17 protein-coding genes and 1 pseudogene are annotated in these 18,055 nt (G+C 67.9%); 7 read left to right on the forward strand and 11 right to left on the reverse strand.

The features are described from left to right. Positions 1–25 precede the first annotated feature (25 nt). The 3 genes from ON23_RS24405 (at position 26) to ON23_RS24415 (ending at position 4,136) form a co-directional block, all read left to right on the forward strand. Positions 26–1,459, forward strand: a complete 1,434-nt coding sequence (locus ON23_RS24405) for an MFS transporter (RefSeq protein ID WP_039781049.1) — start codon at positions 26–28, stop codon at positions 1,457–1,459. A gap of 11 nt (positions 1,460–1,470) precedes the next feature. After that, positions 1,471–1,851 carry a cupin domain-containing protein gene (locus tag ON23_RS24410; RefSeq protein WP_039781050.1) on the forward strand — a complete coding sequence of 127 codons (381 nt, stop codon included), beginning with the start codon at positions 1,471–1,473 and terminating at the stop codon, positions 1,849–1,851. A gap of 80 nt (positions 1,852–1,931) precedes the next feature. Further along, positions 1,932–4,136, forward strand: coding sequence for a hypothetical protein (locus ON23_RS24415; RefSeq protein ID WP_039781051.1), 2,205 nt, complete (start codon positions 1,932–1,934; stop codon positions 4,134–4,136). Positions 4,137–4,215: 79 nt separating this feature from the next. On the opposite strand, the gene tuf is transcribed toward ON23_RS24415, so the two are convergent. The 8 genes from tuf to ON23_RS24455 form a co-directional block, all read right to left on the reverse strand. After that, positions 4,216–5,406 (reverse strand): elongation factor Tu, encoded by a 1,191-nt coding sequence (tuf, locus tag ON23_RS24420; RefSeq protein ID WP_036505815.1) that lies wholly within the window; start codon positions 5,404–5,406, stop codon positions 4,216–4,218. Between the two features lie 115 nt (positions 5,407–5,521). Continuing rightward, positions 5,522–7,624, reverse strand: coding sequence for an elongation factor G (gene fusA, locus ON23_RS24425; RefSeq protein WP_039781052.1), 2,103 nt, complete (start codon positions 7,622–7,624; stop codon positions 5,522–5,524). A gap of 207 nt (positions 7,625–7,831) precedes the next feature. Beyond that, positions 7,832–8,302, reverse strand: coding sequence for a 30S ribosomal protein S7 (gene rpsG / locus ON23_RS24430; RefSeq protein ID WP_030517120.1), 471 nt, complete (start codon positions 8,300–8,302; stop codon positions 7,832–7,834). A 1-nt stretch (position 8,303) separates the two neighbouring features. Beyond that, complete coding sequence (rpsL, locus tag ON23_RS24435; protein WP_014353064.1) at positions 8,304–8,678, reverse strand: 30S ribosomal protein S12; 375 nt, start codon at positions 8,676–8,678, stop codon at positions 8,304–8,306. A 386-nt stretch (positions 8,679–9,064) separates the two neighbouring features. After that, the gene (locus ON23_RS24440) at positions 9,065–9,625 is read right to left on the reverse strand and encodes a DUF3558 domain-containing protein (RefSeq protein ID WP_051043264.1); all 561 of its coding nucleotides are present in this window, start codon (positions 9,623–9,625) and stop codon (positions 9,065–9,067) included. Positions 9,626–9,648: 23 nt separating this feature from the next. Next, complete coding sequence (locus ON23_RS24445; RefSeq protein WP_039781054.1) at positions 9,649–10,179, reverse strand: DUF3558 domain-containing protein; 531 nt, start codon at positions 10,177–10,179, stop codon at positions 9,649–9,651. Positions 10,180–10,233: 54 nt separating this feature from the next. Continuing rightward, positions 10,234–10,923: a response regulator transcription factor gene (locus ON23_RS24450; protein WP_083904211.1), complete on the reverse strand. Its 690-nt coding sequence runs from the start codon at positions 10,921–10,923 to the stop codon at positions 10,234–10,236. Next, entirely contained in the window at positions 10,916–12,076 is a 1,161-nt protein-coding gene (locus ON23_RS24455; protein ID WP_051043260.1) for a sensor histidine kinase, read from the reverse strand. The genes ON23_RS24450 and ON23_RS24455 overlap by 8 nt, the downstream gene beginning before the upstream one ends. Positions 12,077–12,281: 205 nt before the next feature. On the opposite strand from ON23_RS24455, the gene ON23_RS24460 reads away from it, so the two are divergent. Continuing rightward, a complete protein-coding gene (locus tag ON23_RS24460) occupies positions 12,282–12,959 on the forward strand; it encodes a VC0807 family protein (RefSeq protein ID WP_157170284.1) in 678 nt (225 codons plus the stop codon). Between the two features lie 10 nt (positions 12,960–12,969). Here the strand turns inward: ON23_RS24460 and hppD are convergent, their stop codons facing one another. Then, on the reverse strand, positions 12,970–14,163 hold the full coding sequence (gene hppD, locus ON23_RS24465; protein WP_039781057.1) for a 4-hydroxyphenylpyruvate dioxygenase: 1,194 nt from the start codon (positions 14,161–14,163) through the stop codon (positions 12,970–12,972). A gap of 161 nt (positions 14,164–14,324) precedes the next feature. Here hppD and ON23_RS24470 point away from each other — a divergent pair, with 161 nt between their 5' ends. After that, positions 14,325–14,846, forward strand: a complete 522-nt coding sequence (locus ON23_RS24470) for an Lrp/AsnC family transcriptional regulator (protein ID WP_039781058.1) — start codon at positions 14,325–14,327, stop codon at positions 14,844–14,846. Positions 14,847–14,867: 21 nt separating this feature from the next. Here the strand turns inward: ON23_RS24470 and ON23_RS24475 are convergent, their stop codons facing one another. Continuing rightward, entirely contained in the window at positions 14,868–15,986 is a 1,119-nt protein-coding gene (locus ON23_RS24475) for a winged helix DNA-binding domain-containing protein (protein WP_039781060.1), read from the reverse strand. Between the two features lie 57 nt (positions 15,987–16,043). Beyond that, complete coding sequence (locus tag ON23_RS24480) at positions 16,044–17,090, reverse strand: NADPH:quinone oxidoreductase family protein (RefSeq protein ID WP_039781062.1); 1,047 nt, start codon at positions 17,088–17,090, stop codon at positions 16,044–16,046. Between the two features lie 123 nt (positions 17,091–17,213). Between ON23_RS24480 and ON23_RS24485 the strand changes: the two genes are divergently transcribed. Both ON23_RS24485 and ON23_RS24490 read left to right on the forward strand, forming a co-directional pair. After that, positions 17,214–17,534: a hypothetical protein gene (locus ON23_RS24485; RefSeq protein ID WP_051043262.1), complete on the forward strand. Its 321-nt coding sequence runs from the start codon at positions 17,214–17,216 to the stop codon at positions 17,532–17,534. After that, positions 17,531–18,055 (forward strand): annotated as a pseudogene (locus ON23_RS24490) (transglycosylase SLT domain-containing protein); the annotation flags it as partial. The gene ON23_RS24485 and the pseudogene ON23_RS24490, both read left to right, overlap by 4 nt.

Raw genomic sequence — 18,055 nt, forward strand, 5'->3', positions numbered from 1 at the left:
CAGTGCGGTCGGTTACTTTTTATACATGTATAGAAAGTACTCGCCGACCCTCGCTCTGGCGGCGATCACGATGGCGCAGTTGATGATTGCGCTGGATATGGCGGTGGTGAACGTGGCGCTGCCCGCCGTTCGCCGTGAGCTGGGCTTCGCACCGATCGATCTGTCGTGGGTGGTGCACGTCTACGCCCTGACCTTCGGCGGATTCCTCCTCCTGGGCGGGCGGGCCGGCGATCTGTTCGGCCGCCGGCTACTGTTCACGCTCGGGCTCTGCGGATTCGCCCTCGCCTCGCTGGCCGGCGGGCTGGCCCAGCATCCGTGGCAACTGATCGCCGCGCGCGCGGTCCAGGGTGTGGCGGCCGCGGCCGTCGCACCGGCCACCCTCGCGATGCTGACCGTCCTGTTCCCGCACGGCCCGGCACGGGTGCGCGCCTTCGGACTGTGGAGTGCGGCGAACGGCGCCGGTGGCGCGCTGGGCGTACTGCTGGGCGGCGTCCTCACCGAGTACGCCGGATGGCGGTGGGTGATGCTCGTCAATCTGCCGATCGCCGCGCTCGTGCTGGGACTCGGCCTCTTCGGCATCCCCGCCGACCGCCGCGACGGGATGCGCCCGCCGCTCGACATCGCCGGGGCGCTCACCGCGACCGGCGGCGCCGGATTGCTCGTTCTCGCCGTCGTCCGTACCGATCGCTACGGGTGGTTCTCGACGGCGACCGTGGGGACGGTCGTCGCCGCACTGCTACTCCTGGCGGCCTTCGTATGGTTCGAACGGCGGGCCTCGGTGCCGCTGATACGGCTGTCGCTGCTGCGCAACCGGTGGGTCGCCGGGGCGGATCTGTTCGTCGCTCTGGCCGCGGCGGGACAGTTCGCGGCCTTCTACTTCGTCTCGCTCTACATGCAGCAGTCGCTCGGAATGTCCGCGGCGGCAACCGGTCTGGCCTTCGTCCCGTTCTCCGCCGGGGTCGTCGCCGGGACCGTGGTCGCGACTCGGCTCGGCCACCGGCGTTCGCCGCGCACCCTGCTGATCTCCGGATCGCTGTTCGCCGCCGCCGGCCTCGGATGGTTCGCGCTGCTGGACGCCGATGGCGACTTCGCCACCGCGGTACTGGGTCCCTCGCTCGTCACCAGTATCGGTTTCGGCCTGTGCCTGGCGCCGCTCGCCGCCGCGGCGACCACCGGCGTCGCCCCCGCGGAGGCCGGCATGGCGTCCGGGTTGATGAACAGTGCCCGCCAGATCGGCGGTGCGATCGGATTGGCCGCCCTCGCCTCGGTGGCCGCACAACGCACCGGATCGGCGCAGACGCCCGAGGCCGTCACCGCGGGATATGCGACCGGGCTGGCGATCGGCGCGGTCCTGCTCCTCGGTGCCGGGGTCGTCGCTGCGGTCGTCATGCCGCGCCGGACCGCCGGCCGATCCACCTCCACACCCCTGCCCGCCCCGGCTCCGGTCGTGGCCGAATGAAAGGAAACACCATGTCACTCGCACCCGTCGATCTGTTCGCACGCGGCATCCGAATGCTGCCCGACGGCAGGGTTTTCGATGAACAACGCCGCATGTCCGGAGAGGTGGAGGGATGGACCCTGGCCGCCTTCCGGGTGGCCACCGACGCCGACGTCCACGGTGATCACTGGGAAATGCATCCGAGCGGAGAGGAACTGGTCGCGGTGCTCTCGGGCGGGATACGGATATATCTGCGCGAGAGCGGCGCCCCGGCGGCCTCGGTATCCCTGCGCACCGGACAGGCGTTCATCGTGCCGCGCGGGCGCTGGCATCGAATCGAAGTGGACGAGCCGAGCGAACTGATGTCGCTCACCCTGCGCCGCGGCACCGAACTCGAGAAACGGACGGATTGAGCTGCGGCGCAACGGTGGCGGGAGCCCTCGCACACCCCGCGAACTCGCACCCGGAAAGGCGAGCGATAAGAATGGGGTGTATGACGGATCCCGCCAATGCCCGTTTCGGAGAACCCCATACTGCACGAGAGGGGCACCGACTGACCCGCTCCGAGGAGGAGCCGGGTCAGCAGGGGGGCAGCGGCGGACCCGCGCACGGCGGCGCCGAGAAGTTCGGACTGCGCTGGGACAGTGCCGAATTCGGTGACTCCGGATCGGGCGAGAGCGTGTTCGGGCCGCCCCCGGGATCCTCGCCGACCGACGTGCCGTCCTATTCACCCGACTACCTCAGCGGCAGCGCGGTTCCCACCCCTCCTGCCGCACCGCCGCTGCCGGTCCGCGACACGTCGGCCCGCACCGCCATCCCGCCGCTGCCCACCCGGGAACCCGCGCTGCCCGCCCGGGAACCCGCGCAGCGCAGTATGTTCGCCTCGCCGTTCGATGCGGATTACGAGCGGGGTGCGGGGCAGGACCATCCCGCCGCGGACACCGACGAATCAGCTCCGACTTCCAGCTTCGCGGTGAGCGCGGCGGAGACGCCCCCGGTGGATCCGAGATCCGGGGTCCTGGGTTCGTCCACCCCACCCGGCGGCATCGAGCGAGCGGCGCCGGAAAAGGCAAGGTGGGCAGACGAACTCGATGCCGGATCTCAGGATCCGGAGGACACGGTCCGCCGCATCGCGGAGAGTCTGGGCATCGATCCCGGGCGGCAGAGTCGCTCCCGGAGCGCCGAGCCCCAGCCCGCCGAGGCGTCTCCTGCCGAGGCGTCTCCTGCCGAGGCGCCGGAGCCGCGTCGGGCCGATGCGGCCGGATCGGATGCCTTGTCCACCGCATCCGTCGCGGCTCCGCCGAAACTGCCGACGCGACTCCCCACTCCCGCCCACGGCATCGCCCGGGCCGAATCGGCGGATGCCGGAACGGAATCCGCTGCGGCATCGGCGAGCCCGGAAGCCACCCGCCGCCCCATTCCTCGGGCGGCCCGGCGGGCACGCGACAACGAGCAGCCCGCCGCGAATACCACCGCATCCCGGCTCTCCGGTGAGATCACCGCATCCCCGGCAGCCGAGCCCGCGGGCGAGGGGCAGCACGGCACCGCACGCCCCGCGAGCACGGAGCCGCCGGCCACCACGGCCACGCCGGCCGACGCCGAGGCCCGCGGCACCACGACGAACGATGGCGCATCGGCGACCGGGCGCGCGACATCACCCGGCGGCGACGCCGATCCCGCGCCCGCGCTCCCCGCAGCGACACCGCCGGCCGGACAGCCGGGTGACCACGCCCGTCGGTCCGCCACCGCGACGGAATCGGTGACCGACGGCGACCACACCCCACCCGGCACGCGCGCCGACAGCGCGCGAATCGCCGCCGAACATCCTGTCGCCGAAACGAATCCGACAACGAACGCCACGACCGAGGAGGACGAGAAGTCGCCTGCCGCGGCGCGGCTTCCGCATCGGCATTCGAACGAGCCGGCCCGGACCGACCACGCCGAACCAACCGGCCCGGCCCATTCCGGCCCGGCAGACGGTACGGACCGACCCGACTCCGAAGACCCGCAATCCTGGCAGAACACCGACACGCTGCCGGCGATTCGCGGCCGCGCGGAGAGCACCGACGCCACGTCGCGCCCGCTCCCCACCCGCAACGGGGCGACGGTGGGACTGCGCTCCGCCTCGGCGAGCACCCTCCTCGAACAGTCCGATACCGACATCCTTCGACGACGCGCAGCGCAGGCCCCCGCGGCGGAATACGTTCCGACCAGCCGGCACCGGTCGCCCGCGGAGGAAACCGGAACCGACGACCAGCCGGCGACCGAGTCGGCGGAAGCGGTTGCCACATCGCACGATTCGGCAAACGACGCCGCTCACGCCGAACCGGCAGCGGGTACCGGCGGCCGCCGAAATCGTCGCGCCACCGACGATCACCACTCCGGTGACACACCGACCGACATCGCGTCCCGCACCGGAGTGCCCCCGACCTCCCGGCGCGCGGCCCGCCGCCGAGCCGAAACCACCGGCGAACCCCCGGCCATCGACGTCGGCCTGGTGATGCAGCTACTGCTGGCCAGCCACACCCTGGAGAACGTGGCTCGCAACGCCGAGGCCGGCGACGTCGACCTCAACGGACTCATCACCGCCGCCCACCGAACCCGCACCGCCGCAGTCGAACTCGTCACCACCTGGTTCGGCGGCGCCGATCAGATGCGCGAATTCGCCGAAGCCCTCCTGGCCGCCACCGAGAACTGAGAACGCGAAAAGGGCCGTCCCCCAAGGGGAACGGCCCTTTTCATGCTGTCACGTGTCGTGACGGCGTTGCCTCACAGGGTCACTTGATGACCTTGGTGACGCGGCCGGCGCCGACGGTGCGGCCACCCTCGCGGATCGCGAAACGCAGGCCCTCTTCCATGGCGACCGGCTGGATCAGCTTGACGCTCATCTCGGTGTTGTCGCCCGGCATGACCATCTCGGTGCCCTCGGGGAGGGTCACGACGCCGGTCACGTCGGTGGTGCGGAAGTAGAACTGCGGGCGGTAGTTGTTGAAGAACGGGGTGTGACGGCCACCCTCGTCCTTCGACAGGATGTACGCCTGGCCCTCGAACTCGGTGTGCGGGGTGGTGGTGCCCGGCTTGACGACGACCTGACCACGCTCGACGTCGTCACGCTTCAGACCGCGAACCAGCAGACCGACGTTGTCGCCCGCCTGGCCCTGGTCCAGCAGCTTGCGGAACATCTCGATGCCGGTGATGGTGGTCTTCTGGGTCTTCTCGCGGATACCCACGATCTCGACCTCTTCGTTGACGTTGATCACGCCACGCTCGACACGACCGGTGACCACGGTGCCACGACCGGTGATGGTGAAAACATCCTCGATCGGCATCAGGAACGGCTTGTCGGTCTCACGAACCGGGTCCGGGATGGACTCGTCGACAGCGTTCATCAGCTCGACGACCGACTCGACCCACTTCTCGTCACCCTCGAGGGCCTTCAGGCCGGAGACGCGGACGACGGGGGCGTCCTCGTCGAACTCCTGGGCGGCCAGCAGCTCGCGGACCTCCATCTCGACGAGCTCGAGGATTTCCTCGTCGTCGACCATGTCCGACTTGTTCAGCGCGACCAGGATGTAGGGCACACCGACCTGACGGGCGAGCAGCACGTGCTCACGGGTCTGCGGCATCGGGCCGTCGGTGGCGGCGACCACGAGGATCGCGCCGTCCATCTGGGCCGCACCGGTGATCATGTTCTTGATGTAGTCGGCGTGGCCGGGGGCGTCGACGTGCGCGTAGTGACGCTTCTCGGTCTGGTACTCGACGTGGGAGATGTTGATCGTGATACCACGAGCCTTCTCCTCCGGAGCCTTGTCGATCTGGTCGAACGCAAAGCTCTGGTTCAGGTCCGGGTACTTGTCAGCCAGCACCTTGGTGATCGCCGCGGTCAGCGTGGTCTTGCCGTGGTCGACGTGACCGATGGTGCCGATGTTGACGTGGGGCTTCGTCCGCTCGAACTTCGCCTTCGCCACTGTTGTCCTCCTGGACTAGTTAGTGCGTGCTTTTGTGCAGCAGTGCGGTTTGTACTTACAGGGGGTCGTACGCGACCGAACGGGGCGGATTCTCGCAAACCCGCCCCGACTGCGATTACTCGCCGGTCGCCTTGGCGATGATCTCCTTCGCCACGTTGGCCGGAACCTCCGCGTACGAATCGAACACCATGGAGTAGTTCGCCCGGCCCTGGGTCTTCGACCGCAGGTCACCGATGTAACCGAACATCTCCGAGAGCGGAACCAGCGCCTTGACGACACGGGCACCACTGCGTTCCTCCATGGCCTGGATCTGGCCACGGCGGGAGTTCAGGTCGCCGATCACATCGCCCATGTAGTCCTCGGGCGTGATGACCTCGACAGCCATGAGCGGCTCGAGGATCACCGGACCGGCCTTACGGGCCGCTTCCTTCAGCGCCATCGAACCCGCGATCTTGAACGCCATTTCCGAGGAGTCGACCTCGTGGTAGGCGCCGTCGAGCAGGGTGGCCTTCAGGTTGACCAGCGGGTAACCGGCGAGGACACCGTACTGCATGGAGTCCTGGATGCCGGCGTCCACCGACGGGATGTACTCGCGCGGAACGCGGCCACCGGTGACCTTGTTCTCGAACTCGTAGGTCGCGCCGTCCTCGCCGGTGAAGGGCTCCAGGCCGATGATGACGCGGGCGAACTGGCCCGAACCACCGGTCTGCTTCTTGTGCGTGTACTCGAGCTTCTCGACCGGCTTGGTGATCGTCTCGCGGTACGCGACCTGCGGCTTACCGACGTTGGCCTCGACCTTGAACTCGCGCTTCATCCGGTCGACGAGGATGTCGAGGTGCAGCTCGCCCATACCGCCGATGACGGTCTGGCCGGTTTCGGCATCCAGCTTCACGGAGAAGGTCGGGTCCTCTTCGGCCAGCTTCTGGATCGCGGTGCCCAGCTTCTCCTGGTCGGACTTGGTCTTGGGCTCGATCGAGACCTCGATGACCGGGTCCGGGAAGGTCATGGACTCCAGCACGATCTGGTTCTGCGGATCGCACAGGGTGTCACCCGTGGTGGTGTCCTTCAGGCCGATGACCGCGTAGATGTGGCCGGCCGACGCCGAGGGAACCGGGTTCTCCTTGTTGGAGTGCATCTGGAACAGCTTGCCCAGACGCTCCTTCTTGCTCTTGGTCGAGTTGATGACCTGAGCGCCGGAGTCGACCTTGCCCGAGTACACGCGGACGTAGGTCAGCTTGCCGAAGAACGGGTGCACGGCGATCTTGAACGCCAGCGCGGCGAAGGGCTCGTCGGCACTCGGCTTACGAGTGATGACCTCGTCTTCCTTGCCGGGCACGTGGCCTTCCACGTTCTCGACGTCCAGCGGCGAGGGCAGGTAGTCGACGACGGCGTCGAGCATGGGCTGCACGCCCTTGTTCTTGAACGCCGAACCACACAGCACCGGGTACAGCTCCGAGGCGACGGTCAGCTTCCGGATGGCGCCCTTGATCTCGTCGATCGAGAGCTCCTCGCCACCGAAGAACTTCTCCAGCAGCGCCTCGTCCGACTCGGCGACGGTCTCGAGCAGCTCCTGGCGGTACTGCTCGGCCTTCTCCTTCAGGTCGGCCGGGATCTCGGTGACCTCGTACTTCTCACCGAGCTTGGTCTCGCCGGTCCACACCTTGGCGTTCATCTCGACCAGGTCGACGATGCCCTCGAAGGTGTCCTCCGCGCCGATCGGCAGCTGGATGACCAGCGGCTTCGCACCGAGACGGTCCTTGATGGTCTGGACGGTGAAGTAGAAGTCGGCGCCCAGCTTGTCCATCTTGTTGACGAAGCAGATGCGCGGCACGTCGTACTTGTCGGCCTGACGCCAGACCTGCTCCGACTGCGGCTCGACGCCCTCTTTACCGTCGAACACCGCGACGGCACCGTCGAGCACACGCAGCGAACGCTCCACCTCGACGGTGAAGTCGACGTGGCCGGGGGTGTCGATGATGTTGATCTGGTTCTGGTTCCAGAAACACGTCACCGCCGCGGAGGTGATGGTGATGCCGCGTTCCTGCTCCTGCTCCATCCAGTCGGTGGTCGACGCACCGTCGTGGGTCTCACCGATCTTGTAGTTCACACCGGTGTAGAACAGGATTCGTTCGGTCGTGGTCGTCTTGCCGGCATCGATGTGCGCCATGATGCCGATATTGCGGACCTTGTTGAGGTCGGTGAGCACGTCCTGTGCCACGGAAATCTTCCCCGCTCTGCTCTGTTAGCGATCAGCTAGTCGGTATTTTCGGGAACGGCCCGGGCGGTTCCGCCGCGATGCGGGCCCCTGGCCTTCACTATGTCAACGTCGGGTGCGGCTGATAAGTGCCCTGCTGAGAGCACGTGCCGCACCCGACTGTGACTCGCCTCCCGGCGCCGTTCCTTCACCGGCGGACCGGGTGACCAATCACCAGCGGTAGTGCGCGAACGCCCGGTTGGACTCGGCCATCTTGTGGGTGTCCTCGCGACGCTTCACCGAAGCGCCCAGACCGTTGCTCGCATCCAGCAGCTCGTTGGCCAGACGCTCGATCATGGTCTTCTCACGACGCGCGCGCGAGTAGTTGACCAGCCAGCGCAGCGCCAGGGTGTTGGCGCGACCCGGACGAACCTCGACCGGAACCTGGTAGGTGGCGCCACCGACACGACGCGGCTTCACCTCGAGGGCGGGCTTCACGTTGTCGAGCGCGCGCTTGAGGGTCACGACCGGATCGGTGCCGGTCTTCTCGCGCGCCTGCTCGAGGGCACCGTAGACGATGCGCTCGGCGGTCGACTTCTTGCCGTCCAGCAGGATCTTGTTGACCAGCTGAGTGACCAGCGGCGATCCGTAGACCGGATCGTTGATCAGCGGACGCTTGGGTGCGGGGCCCTTGCGTGGCATATCAGCTCTTCTCCTTCTTGGCGCCGTAGCGGCTGCGGGCCTGCTTGCGGTTCTTCACACCCTGGGTGTCGAGCGAGCCGCGGATGATCTTGTAGCGCACACCGGGGAGGTCCTTCACACGACCACCGCGAACGAGCACCATCGAGTGCTCCTGCAGGTTGTGGCCCTCGCCCGGGATGTAAGCCGTGACCTCGACCGCGCTGGTCAGGCGAACACGCGCGACCTTACGCAGCGCGGAGTTCGGCTTCTTCGGGGTCGTGGTGTACACGCGGGTGCACACGCCACGACGCTGCGGGCTCCCCTTCAGGGCCGCAGTCTTGGTCTTGGCGACCTTGTCGCGACGACCCTTGCGGACCAGCTGGTTGATGGTTGGCATATACCGGCTTTCCTTATTCAGTAACCAGGTGTCTGGAACTCTTCGATGTCTGTTTGTCGGCGGCGTTGCCCCGATTTCCCGGAGTTCACGCCGCCGTCATAGAGCTGTCACCACTTGCCCGGATCGCGTTTCCACGCGCCCCGAGGTCGGGCGTGTCGCGCGCAGTACATGCCTACTTTTCCGGGCACGCTGAAACGGTCGGCCGCTCTCGCTGGCTTACGTTCTACGCACAAACCTGCCCGCACGCTTCCGGGCACAGCGATCCACGATACCCGTCGGCGCGGCGGGGAGCAAAAGTGGGGTCCGCGGGCCCCGGCCCACCACCGACTATGCGATTTCACTATCTCTCGAGGTCCGCCGGCCGGCGCATCCGGGGTGCGCTCGCCTCAGCGCGCCAGATTCAGGGTCAACTCGGCCAGCTTCTTCGCCCCGGCACACGGATCGGGATGACCACCCGGCCGGTAGTTCACCCACCAGCCGATGATCCCGGTGTCCGCGGCCGGCGCCATCACGCCGCACGAATCCGGATCGCCCGGCCGCTGCACCTGCAGCGAGCGCCGGCCCTGCACGTTCACATCCGTGGTGGTGTAGCCGAGCCGATCGTTGTTGGCCTTCTCGTTCGGCAGCGAACCCATCTCGTACCAGTTCAGCGTGGCCATACCGTTGCCGCCGGCCGTCCCCGACAGATCCCACATGCACACCGCGCCGTTGAACGACCCCTGTGCGTCCTGGGCGCCGGTCGCCTTGGCGATGTCGTCCTGCTTGACGACCTCGCATTCGCGCAGCAACTTGTCGAAATTCATGTTGACCCCGCCGCCGCTACCCGCCGGCAACGCGGTCCCCGACACCGTGCGGCCGCAGCCGCCGACCGTCACCCCGACCGTGAGCGCGAGGACCGCGATTCCGCCCGCCCGCACACCGCGGCGCACGCGGCCCCGATCACGCATGCCGTTGCTCATTTCAGCCGCCCTCACTTCAGACGCTGCACGGTCAGTTCGGCCAGTTTGCGGTTCTTGTCGCACGGCGTCGCCGACATCTGCCCGAACGCGCCGGCCGAGGTCGACCATTCGAAGAAGTCGTCGCCGAGCTGCACGGCGAAATCACAGATGGTGCCGTCCTGGCTCGCGTCCTGGAAACCCTGATGGCCACCGACCTCGATCGACTCCGGATTGCGGCCCTGCGCGGTGACCCACGCCTTCTCCCGCCCGATCGGACTGCCCCGATAGGACGCGAACGTCACACTCGGACCGCCGATTCCGCCCGCCTGCCAATTGCAGCCGACCGAATTCTTGAACACCTGCGAGATCTGACCGAGCCCACCCAGATTCCGGACCTCGTCATCGGTGACATGCCCGCACTCCCCCACAAACGGACCCAGCGCCGCCACCTTCGCGGGCGGGCGGACCGACGGAGAGTCGCTGCCCGAATCATCCCCCGACCCGCAGCCCGCCAGCAGCGCCGCGAGAGCCGTCCCGGTGACAATCGCCGCCGTCAATCGCATGATGGGCACTCTATGTTATCGGCGGCGCGGGTGCTGTCCGCTGCGCCGACCCGGCTACTCGGCGGTCGGGTCGGCCAGGCCGTGACGGTAGCCGTAGCGGACGGCGTCGGCGCGGTTGCGGGCGCCGATCTTGGCGAAGGCGTTGTTGATGTGGGTCTTCACCGTCGCCGGCGACACGAACAGGTGGGCGGCTATCTCGGCGTTGCTCAGTCCGCGTGCGATCAGCGCGACGACCTCCGTCTCGCGCGCGGTGAGGCCGTCGGGATTCGGCGTAGCGGGGGCGGACACCGCCTCGGATCGGGGAGATTCACCGATCAACGCGTCCACCAGCCGCTGGGACACCGTGGCGTCGAAGGTGGACTGCCCGGCCGCCGCGGCGCGGAGGGCGGCGACGATCTCCACCCGGCCGGCGTCCTTGGTGAGGTAGCCGCGCGCGCCCGCGCGCAGCGCGCTCACGATCGAGGCGTCGTCGGCGTAGGTGGTCAGCACCAGCACCGCGGTCCCGGGATGGTCGGCCGCGATCCGGCGGGTCGCCTCGACGCCGTCCAGCACGGGCATCCGCAGATCCATGAGCACCACATCCGGATCGGTCTCCGCCACCGCCCGCAGTGCCTGTTCCCCGTCCGCCGCGGCGCCGACCACGCTCACCTCGTCGACCAGTCCCAGCAGTGCGACCAGACCCTCACGCATCACCTGCTGGTCGTCGACCACCAGCACCCGCAGCGGCTCCCGGCGCTCACTCAATCGGAACCTCCGCCGTCACAACCCATTCGCCGTCGGCCACACCGGACGACAGTGCGCCCCCGGCCAATGCGATCCGCTCACGCATCCCGGTCAGACCGTACCCGCCGGGCAGCGGATCTCGAGTTCGCCTTTCCGCGAGCGTGTTTCGCACCGACAGTCGGACATCACCGGCCGTGAAGACGAGCGCGACGCGCACCGGCCGTCCCGGTGCGTGCTTGGCGGCGTTCGTCAGCGCCTCGCGCAGAGTGCGCACCAGCGAGACCGCGGCACCCGAATCCACCGGCCGGGCGGGACCGTCGCAGCGCAGCTCCACCGTCATCCGGTGATCGCGGCGATAGCTCTCGACCAGTTCACGCACGGCATCGGGCAGCGGTGGTACGTCGCCGCGCAGCGCGGCCACCGCACCGCGCGCCTCGATCAATCCGTCGCGGGCGAGCCGGTGCGAGCGCCGCACATGCGCCAATGCGCCCGGTATATCGCCTCTTTCGGCGAGCAGCAGCTCCGCGACCTCCAACTGCATACTCAGCGCACCGAGCGAATGCGCCAGGACATCGTGCAACTCTCGCGCGATCCGCGCGCGTTCGTCCAGCGCGGCCGCCCGGGCGTGTTCGTCCTGCGCGCGCCGCGTCTGTTCGAGCAGCAGCCGGGTCTGGCGGACGCGCAGTCGATGCAGGCGCCGATACAACCCGAGCAGCAACAGAATGACGAGCACGCCGACATAGGTGAGCGTATCGCCGATGTCCTTGCCTGCCACCGCGCAACCGATGATAAGGACCGCGACCTCGGCCGCGAAGCCCAGCAGGATGATTCGCGTGCCGGTCCGGAACTGCTGGGCGAGCACACTGGCCGCCGCGCACAGCATGATGAACGCGGAGATGTCGGGGGCCGGTCCGACGACCGCCGCGCTCAGCAGCGCGCACCAGGTCAACGCGAGCGTGGCCATCCGCGGATACCGGGATTCGACCACCGCGAACACGAGCCACCCGGCGTAGGCGGCCACCAGCACCGCCCACAGCCACGCCGGCACCGGATCGCGATGGTCGAACACCAGATTGGCGGCCAGCAACGTCGCGCCGATGACACGCATCAGCGGGCTGGCGTCGGGATCGTTGCCGACCAGCCTTCGCCCGAACTCCCGCAACCCCTCTCGCATGACCCTCCTGGTGACATTCCGCCGGTACCACAACGGTAGGCGCGGCCGGATCGTCGCCGGAAGGATCGCCGGGCCGAGATGCGGCCGCGGTCGCTCCACCCGTAGGTGGAGATCCCGCGCTCCATCTTCCGGCCGAGGCGCGCGCCGGCCCGAAATCCCTAGCGTGGCAACGACGTAACGTCCAGTACTCGCAGGGGAGATTTCGATGACCGACACCGCCACATGCACTCTCGACGGCACCGGGAGCCGCTTACGCCGGGCGCGGCGGATGCTGGGACTCGCAGCCGATATCGGGCTGTCGCCCGCGACCTACTATCTGCTGATCGCGGCAGGCTGCACCAGCTATCGCGCGCTGGTGTGTTCGACGGTCGTCGCGGGCATTTGGGCGCTCGGGATCGCCGCGGCGCGCCGCCGGGCCGACGGCGTCGCCGTATTCGTCTTCTTGCTCAACGCGCTGGGTCTCGTCCTGGCCGTACTGGGCGGTGACGAGCGGATGATGCTGGCCAAAGATCCGATCACCTCGGCGGTGATCAGCGTGCTGCTGGCGGGCAGTTGCGTGCTGGGCCGGCCGGCGATGTTCGCGGTCTCGCAGCGCATGCACGCACTCGGGCCGGATTCCGCCGCACGCTGGGAAGTGTTGTGGCACAACGACTCCGACGTCCGTCGCACGTTCACGGCCGCCACGGCGGTGTGGAGCGCCGGACTCGCGGTCGACGCGGTGGTGCGGCTCCTGCTGATCTATTCCCTGCCGGTATCGGCATCCGTGGCGCTGATGAACCCGGTGCAATGGGCGATCATAGCCGCGCTGGGGTTGTACACGGTGCGGTCACGACGGCGCCTCGACGTCAAGGCGCGGCTGCGCGCACTGCCCGACGCCGCGTGAGGAGGTTCGGTCACAGATTTCCGCGCGCGTGCTGCTCCCGCTCGATCGCCTGGAACAGGGCCCGGAAATTCCCCTTTCCGAAGCCCAGCGAGCCGTGCCGCTCGATCAATTCGAAGAATACGGTCGGGCGGTCGGTGAGGGGTTTGCAGAAGATCTGCAGCAGGTAGCCGTCCTCGTCGCGGTCGACGAGAATGCCGCGCGACTGCAGGTGCCGCACCGGCACCCGGACGTGGCCGATGCGGGCGCGCAGTTCGGGATCCTCGTAATAGGCGTCCGGGGTGTCGAGGAATTCGATGCCTTCGCGACGCAGGGCATCGACGGTGCTCAGGATGTCGCCGGTGGCCAGGGCGATGTGCTGGACACCCGGGCCGCCGTAGAACTCCAGATATTCGTCGATCTGTGAGCGTTTGCGCCCGGCCGCCGGTTCGTTCAGCGGGAATTTCACGCGGTGGTTGCCGTTGGCCACGACCTTGCTCATCAGCGCCGAATATTCGGTCGCGATATCGTCGCCGACGAATTCGGCCATATCGGTGAAGCCCATGACGCGGCGATAGAACTCCACCCACTCGTCCATCCGCCCGAGCTCCACATTGCCCACGACATGGTCCACGGCCTGGAACAGCCGATGCGGCGCCCGCGGCTGATAACCCGACCGGCGTGCGATATATCCCGGCAGATACGGACCGTGATAGCGCGACCGGTCGACGAGGGTGTGGCGGGTTTCGCCGTAGGTGGCCAGGGCAGCCGTGCGGACCGCGCCGAATTCGTCCGATGTGTCGTGCGGCTCGACCAGGATCCGCGCGCCGTGGCGACGGGCGTGGGCGATGCAGCGGTCCACATCGGGCACCTCGAGCGCTATGTCGACGATGCCGTCGCCGTGCCGGTCGTGGTGGGCGACCAGCGGACTGGCCGGATCCACCGCCCCGCAGACCACGAATCGCGCACTGCCGCTGCGCAATACGAAGGACTTGTGGTCGCGATTGCCGGTCTCCGGTCCGGAATAGGCCTCCAGCACCATCCCGAACGCCTGCAGATAGTGCGTGAACTGGGTCGCGTTGCCGACCACCCACACCAGCGCGTCCCAGCCGAGGACGGGGAAGGGATCGGCACCGGGATCGTGGTCGACCAGACCGACCAGCCGGCACAGCTCCGCATCGCCCGGCACCGCGGGCCGGGTGTCGCGGTAGAGGTCCTCGATCGTCATGCGTCCAGATAATCTCCGCGCCGTGGTTCTGGGCAATATCGAGGTTTTCCGGTAGACACCCTGGCGCAATTGGTCACCATAAAGCGACGAGTGCTGGACAATTTGAATAGCTGCGCCACGGCCCTGCCCGTGGGCCGCCGGGCCGAGTACAGGAGACGACGATGACGCGCACCCACGCCAAACTGGACGAACTGGATCTGGCGATCCTCACCGCCATGCACGACTACCAGAAGGCGGGCGTCCTCGAATTGTCACGACGCACCCGGGTGGCCCGGGCGACCGTCCAGTCGCGCATCGCGCGTATGGAGGAGGCCGGCGTCATCGCCTCCTACGATCCGCAGGTCGACGTCACCGCCGCAGGATTCGACGTACAGGCCTTCGTGAGTCTGGAGATCGCTCAGGGCGCACTCGATGCGGTGACCACCGATCTGGAGGCCATCCCCGGCGTGCTCGAGGCCTATGCGACCACCGGTTCCAGCGATGTCCTGTGCCGCATCGGCGCCGATTCGCATGCGGGCCTGCAGGCGGTGCTGCTGAGTATCGACCGCAGTGCCGCGGTGGTGCGGTCGCACAGTGTGATCGTGCTGTCGACGGTGGTCGCCCAGCGCACGCTGCCGCTGCTGCGCACGCTCACTCCGGCGGGGACGAGCAAGGCTCCGGCATACCGGAATTCGACGCACTGAGCGCGCACCGGCGGCGCGTGGCTACTTCCCGGTTTTGAGATTCGCTCCGGGCGCGAGGATTTCGACTTCGGGTTGGGCGTTCGGTTCCAGGAAACCCAGCAGGGCGCGGGCTTCCGCTTCGACCTCGGCCGCTTCCCGCGCCGACCATTCCCGGCTCGGGGCGATGCGCAACCGGGCCACCGACTTGTCGGCGAAGATCTTGTAGACGCCGGCGTGAAACCCGTCGACCAGCACCGGACACACCTGGGTGGCCATATGGTGCAGGGGCAGCGGGGCGTTCCCGGGAATGATCCGGCTGCGATCCCGATGTGACAGCAGCACATTGTCGTACCAGCCCAGCAGCCGGACGGGTGCGGGCAGATCGGGATCGGCGAGTTCGGCGTCGGCGGCGTCGTAGAGAACACGGCCGCGTTCGTCGGCATAGGTGCGCACCCGGTCGCCCAGTGCCGCCAGTATTTCCTTGATACCGAGCAGCCGCGACCAGGTCTGCACATCCATCGTGGTCGCCGGGCCGAAGGCGCGCAGATAGCGAACGACCAACTCCTGCACCGGATATGCGTCGTCGAGGGGTGCGTCCAGCCACGGTTCGATGCGCGACCACACCGGACGGCTGTTGTTCCGCCACAACCCGCGCGGCGGGGTCTGCAGCACCGGAAGCTGATAGAGCCAGGTCTGCGTCACGGCCGTGGGCTCGCGGTCCGGGTATTCCTCGACGGCGCGGGCCCGCAACTCTGCCGACGACATCGGCTGCGCCCCCAGCACCTTCTCGCCCCGGGCGCGAACCTCCTCGGGGTCGAGCCCGACCATCGCGCCGTAGAAGAAGCCCTTGCGGAACGGGATCTTCTCCAGTTCCGGCTGGATATGCGGCGCGATGCGCAGTGCGTCCGCCGCCGTGACCAGGTGAATAGTCGCGCGCATCAACGTGATTCGCACCAGCGAACGATCTTCGAGGCCGGCGGAGACCGCCGCCGGGTCGAAATCGCTGATCCGGCTCCACAATCCGACGTACGGCGGCGTCACGTCCTGGGCCTGCAGCCCGACCAGATGTTCACACAGCTGCGGGACCGGCACCGGCGACCGCCGCAGCAGGTGCTGCCGGGCCAGCAGGGTGCGATTCAGAATCCGATCGGACAGTTTCATGATGCGCTCACCCTACGGCCCGGCACCGACATCGAACGCCTGCCGGACGAGGGCCGCTCAGCGCACGGTGACGACGACTTTGCCCTTCGCCGAACGGTTGTCGAGCGCGGCGACGGCGGCCGCGGTCTCCGTCAGCGGATACAGCACGGGCTGCGGCGCCGCGATCTTGCCCGATTCCAGCAGCGGTGCCACCTCGTCCCACTGCTCCTGCAGATAGCCCGGATGGGTCATCACCCATTCGCCCCAGGCCGCGCCGATCACCTCGACGTTCTTGAGCAGCAAGCGATTCACCTTGACGGTGGGGATTTCGCCGGCGGTGAAGCCGACCACGAGCAACCGCCCGGCCGGAGCCAGCGAGCGAATGCTGTCGGTGAACCGGTCGCCGCCGACCGGATCGAGCACGATGTCGACGCCCCGCCCGCCGGTCAGTTCCTTCACCGCGGCCAGCCAGCCCTGCTGATCGCGGCCTTCGCGGGTCCCTCCGTGGTTACGCAGGCTGCCGCCTCCGGGCCCGTCGCTACGGCCGTCGGTGAGTACCACATCGGACGCGCCGTTGGCACGCGCGACCTCGGCCTTCTCCTCGGTACTCACCACGGCGATCACCCGGCCCGCGCCCAGCGCCTTCGCCATGCGCAGGGTGGAGGTGCCGATACCGCCGGCGGCGCCGTGCACGAGCACGGTCTCGCCCTCGGCCAACCGGCCCCGGTTGCGCAGGCAGAAGTGCACGGTCAGATCGTTGAACAGGATGCCCGCACCCGCTTCGAGGGAGATGTTGTCCGGCAGCCGGAACACCATCTCCTTGGCGGTCACCGCGGTTTCGGCGACCGCGTTACCCAGCATGGTCAGCGCCACCACCCGGTCGCCCGCCCGAACCCGGGCATCCTCGGGCGCCGAGCGCACGACCCCGGCCACCTCGCCGCCGACCACGAACGGCAGTTCGGGTTTCATCTGATAGAGACCCCGGGTCATCAGCACATCCGGGAACGCCACCCCGGCGGCATGGACGTCGATCACCACTCCACCGGGGAATTCCGCCGGTTCGGGGATGTCCACGACCTCGATGGATTCGGGCCCCTCGAGCTTGCTCACCTGGGCTGCGCGCATGAAACGACCTCTCTGTCCGCGGCTGCTTTCCCACAAGTTAACCGGTCTTCGCACACCCCTGTCCACAGGTCCCCGATTTGCTACGCTTGGGCCCGCTGAACTGAGCGAAGAGGGGGATTTCTCATGGCCGGTCCCAACGATCCACCCGCGAACGCGATGAAGATCGATCCCGCGGCCCTGCAAAGTTTCGCGAAAACCCTGCGTGACGAGTCCGACGCCATCGGCAAACTCGACTCCGGTCTGGCCGGCGCCGCCGGTGCGCTCCCGGGCACCGGCTGGGACGCGGCCTGCACCGGCGCCAAGGATTCGGTCGAGAACGCGTTGAAGCGAATCGGTTCGCGCGTAACGCATATCGCCGACACCGTCGAACAGGCCGGCAAGGTCATCATCGATACCGACCAGCAGCTGCGCGACGATCTGAACAAGATCGGTATCCGCGCATGAGCGGCGCGGCATTGACCATCCCCGACGTCGAGAAATGGGACCCGGACAAGCTGGGCACCGCCGCGACCGCCGTCGGCAAACTCTCCGGGGACCTCGATCAGGCCGTCGTCGCCGCCGTGAACAGCACACAGAAACTCGGTCAGGACCAGAAATGGGGCGGCGGCGCCGCCCAGGCCGCCGACGGCCGGATGCAGGTGGAGAAAAGCCGGGCTTCCACGGTGAGCCAGGCGGTTCTGGGATTGCAGACGGCGCTGAACCAGCAGGTCGAGAATCTGAAGAACGCCAAGCTCGCGGTGCTGCAGATGCGCGATCAGGCGACCTTCGTACCCGCCCCCAGCGTGATGCCGGCGTTCGAAGTGAATCCCGACGGCACGGTGAATCCGCAGAAGCGGCTCGACTGGCTCGACCAGCACCGCGACAAACTCAACGACATCGAGTACACGGCGAAGACCACCGAGATCAAGACGGATGCCGCCGCGCACGAGTGGGCGATCGTCAACGCCCTTAAAAACGCGCAGACG

Origin of the sequence: Nocardia cerradoensis NBRC 101014 (assembly GCF_000308535.1) — a bacterium.
GTDB lineage: Bacteria > Actinomycetota > Actinomycetes > Mycobacteriales > Mycobacteriaceae > Nocardia > Nocardia cerradoensis.

Bases quoted from the DNA above. Each gene is read 5' to 3' on its own strand.
- hppD (WP_039781057.1), bottom strand. From the start codon at position 14,163: ATGACGATCGAGGACCTCTACCGCGACACCCGGCCCGCGGTGCCGGGC.
- ON23_RS24475 (WP_039781060.1), bottom strand. From the start codon at position 15,986: ATGAAACTGTCCGATCGGATTCTGAATCGCACCCTGCTGGCCCGGCAG.
- ON23_RS24415 (WP_039781051.1), top strand. From the start codon at position 1,932: ATGACGGATCCCGCCAATGCCCGTTTCGGAGAACCCCATACTGCACGA.
- ON23_RS24460 (WP_157170284.1), top strand. From the start codon at position 12,282: ATGACCGACACCGCCACATGCACTCTCGACGGCACCGGGAGCCGCTTA.
- ON23_RS24445 (WP_039781054.1), bottom strand. From the start codon at position 10,179: ATGCGATTGACGGCGGCGATTGTCACCGGGACGGCTCTCGCGGCGCTG.
- ON23_RS24455 (WP_051043260.1), bottom strand. From the start codon at position 12,076: ATGCGAGAGGGGTTGCGGGAGTTCGGGCGAAGGCTGGTCGGCAACGAT.
- ON23_RS24480 (WP_039781062.1), bottom strand. From the start codon at position 17,090: ATGCGCGCAGCCCAGGTGAGCAAGCTCGAGGGGCCCGAATCCATCGAG.
- ON23_RS24410 (WP_039781050.1), top strand. From the start codon at position 1,471: ATGTCACTCGCACCCGTCGATCTGTTCGCACGCGGCATCCGAATGCTG.
- rpsG (WP_030517120.1), bottom strand. From the start codon at position 8,302: ATGCCACGCAAGGGCCCCGCACCCAAGCGTCCGCTGATCAACGATCCG.
- ON23_RS24485 (WP_051043262.1), top strand. From the start codon at position 17,214: ATGGCCGGTCCCAACGATCCACCCGCGAACGCGATGAAGATCGATCCC.
- ON23_RS24440 (WP_051043264.1), bottom strand. From the start codon at position 9,625: ATGCGTGATCGGGGCCGCGTGCGCCGCGGTGTGCGGGCGGGCGGAATC.
- rpsL (WP_014353064.1), bottom strand. From the start codon at position 8,678: ATGCCAACCATCAACCAGCTGGTCCGCAAGGGTCGTCGCGACAAGGTC.
- ON23_RS24470 (WP_039781058.1), top strand. From the start codon at position 14,325: ATGACGCGCACCCACGCCAAACTGGACGAACTGGATCTGGCGATCCTC.
- ON23_RS24405 (WP_039781049.1), top strand. From the start codon at position 26: ATGTATAGAAAGTACTCGCCGACCCTCGCTCTGGCGGCGATCACGATG.